We start from the raw sequence: 2,788 nt of genomic DNA, 5'->3' as shown, positions 1-2,788 counted from the left end.
CATGGCTGCCCCACGGCTGAGCGCCTCTATTCCAATAGCTCCGCTTCCGCTGAACACGTCAAGGAACCGGCATCCCGGAATATCATTTGAGAGCATATTAAATAAGGTTTCTTTTATCCTGTCCGTTGTCGGTCTGGTGTCCATCGAATCAATCGTCACCAGCTTCAGACTTCTTGCACTGCCGGCAATAACCCTCATATTCTTCTCCTATCTATATGTACTGTATATCATAAACTTTTCCTGCCAGACATTCTTATACCATGCCTTTTGCCAAATTACAAGAAAAGCTTCCAATCTTCACACTATTTTCCCATTATTCTGTCTCTCACGTATTTTCCGGTGTCAGACAGATCTCCATCGGATAAGCTGCCCGTGGCTGTTGAATCGGACTTTATAAGTGCCGATGTCTCATTCTTGTTACACAGACTCCATGATGAATAGCTGAGATTATTCTCGTTTATAAGCTTGAACCACTCGTCAGATGAATCGTAATCAATACCTCCATTGCCCGATGCATCGCACAGGCTGAACTCACTCACAAATACAGGAAGTCCGTTGTCCAGAGCCGTCTTAACCTTATTTCTCAGGTCATCCTTGTGGGTAGCCGCATAAAAATGCACTGCGTACATGATGTTGTCATAACCGGTTATCGGATCCTGTGACGCAATATCGACATCCTGGCTCCAGTTTGGAGTTCCCACGATTATCAGAGCATCTTTGTCGTTTGCCCTGATGACCGGTATTATGGTCTCGGCATACGACTTGACACTGCTCCACTGGGTTCCACCATTCGGCTCGTTGCAGATCTCATATATGACATTCTCCTGTGCCGCATATTTCTTAGATACCTTGTCAAAGAATTCTTTTGCATCATCTATATGATTATTCGGATCACTATCGCTTAGTATGTGCCAGTCAACTATGACATACATGCCAAGCTCAGTCGCTGCACTAACTCCTTTGTCGACAAGAGCAAGTATCTCGTCCTTATCTCCGCCACTGCAGTATCCGTAGCTGTCTCCTGTATCCGTATACATCGCAAGTCTTATAAGATTTGCACCCCAGTCATCCCGCAGAGTCTCAAAGGCTTCCTTATTCACATAATCAGGGAACCATGTGATTCCATGGGTGCTGACACCCTTAAGCTGATATTTGTCTCCATTCATGTCCACTATATCCGTTCCTTTTACCGAAAGTTTTCCATGTGTTTCAAATGGGATCTCTCCCGGAACATTTGTATTGTTTTTCTTCTCAGTAGCAGCGGATTCTGTAATTTTCCCGCCTCCGCTTGTTTCATTGCTGTCGGTTTTCTCAGGCGCTGAAGCTGCCATCTTAAGTCCATCTCCGCTGTACTGTGTGTCATTTACATACAGCACGTATTTCTCAACGGCGAGGTCATCTGAAGAGAAATTATATCCGAGGTTGATACTGCCCTTAGCCGGTATCTCCTGGGTGTAATCCACGGCCTTTATTGACACTGTTTTGCCTGATATCTTGTACTCTCCGCCCCATATCTGATCTACAGCCGGAGTTCCCTTATATGTAATCTCAAGCTTCCAATCCTTTGCAGGCGCAGATGTGTTGTTATATATGTTGATGCTCTCTGTAGCACACTTTTTGCCATCTGCCTCCCACGTGGTATCATGTCCTATCTCAGCATAGAAATCGCCTGCAATATCCAAGGATTGGTCATCCTGTTTTTCTGACGACTCAGTTGTATCGCCCGTATTGTCAGCACTTTTCACTTCTTCTGTGCCTGCAGAAGTCTCCTGCAGCGTTTCTTTCTTAACGGAATCACCTTTCTTTCCCGAAGCGATCACATATCCCATAACCGCTATAATTATCAGCAAAATGCCAATAATTATTCCCATAACTATCGTTTTCTTATTTTTCATGGTATACCCCCTTTTTTATTTATAATACAGGCATAGTGTACAGCCTGTCATCCCCTTTGTTTATCAGTTTCGCATCTATCTCCTGTCCATAGCGGTCGTATACGTCCTGCGCCGCCCTAAGCATGTCAGCATGATTGTATATATCCCCAACCTTGAACATCAGCTCCCCGCTCTGTCTTATTCCAAAGAAATCGCCCGGGCCCCTCATCTTGAGATCCTCACCGGCTATATAGAAGCCGTCATTTGACTTCTCCAGAACATTCAGTCTCTCCATAGTATCCTTGTCCTTTTTTCCGCTCATGAAAATGCAGTACGACTGGAGATTTCCTCTTCCTACACGTCCCCTGAGCTGATGGAGCTGCGCAAGGCCAAAACGCTCTGCATTCTCCACCATCATAACTGTGGCATTTGGATTGTTTATTCCAACCTCTATGACCGTAGTTGAGACAAGAATGCTTATCTTACCATCCGCAAAGTCCTGGAGAATCCTGTTCTTTTCCTCCGCCTTCATCTTACCGTGCAAACATACCACCGAAGTGTCAGCGCCATATCCATCCCTGATGGACTTCTTCAGCTCCTCCGTATACTCGGTCACATTTGCAACATCGTCCAGAACTTCGCTGGCCTCCACCATCGGGCAGACTATATATATCTGATGCCCCTGTAAGACCTCCTTCATGATAAAGCCGAGAGCCGTCTTCCTGTAGCTCTCATCCACAACGCAGTTCTTGATCGGGATTCTTCCTGCCGGGAGCTCATCTATAACTGAAATGTCAAGATCGCCATACATGATGATCGCAAGGGTTCTCGGAATAGGTGTGGCACTCATAACAAGCGTGTGCGGAGCTTCTCCCTTTGACGCAAGTCTCTCGCGCTGCTTTACTCCAAATCTG

3 protein-coding genes are annotated in these 2,788 nt (G+C 45.8%); all 3 read right to left on the bottom strand.

Annotated elements, in window-relative coordinates; genetic code table 11:
* Positions 1 to 198, bottom strand: a 198-nt coding sequence (locus CCU_RS12160) for an RsmD family RNA methyltransferase (RefSeq protein WP_208896228.1), incomplete at its 3' end; no start/stop codon positions are given.
* Positions 199 to 302: 104 nt separating this feature from the next.
* Entirely contained in the window at positions 303 to 1,895 is a 1,593-nt protein-coding gene (locus CCU_RS12155; RefSeq protein WP_015534875.1) for a cellulase family glycosylhydrolase, read from the bottom strand.
* A 19-nt stretch (positions 1,896 to 1,914) separates the two neighbouring features.
* On the bottom strand, positions 1,915 to 2,788 hold an 874-nt coding region (locus CCU_RS12150), incomplete at its 5' end, for a helicase-related protein (RefSeq protein ID WP_256364701.1).

This window comes from Coprococcus sp. ART55/1 (genome assembly GCF_000210595.1).
Classification (GTDB): Bacteria; Bacillota; Clostridia; order Lachnospirales; family Lachnospiraceae; genus Coprococcus; species Coprococcus aceti.
Note: the sequence above shows the minus strand (reverse complement) of the source record. Positions and strands in the feature narration are given on the sequence as shown.

Bases quoted from the DNA above. Each gene is read 5' to 3' on its own strand.
- CCU_RS12155 (WP_015534875.1), bottom strand. From the start codon at position 1,895: ATGAAAAATAAGAAAACGATAGTTATGGGAATAATTATTGGCATTTTG.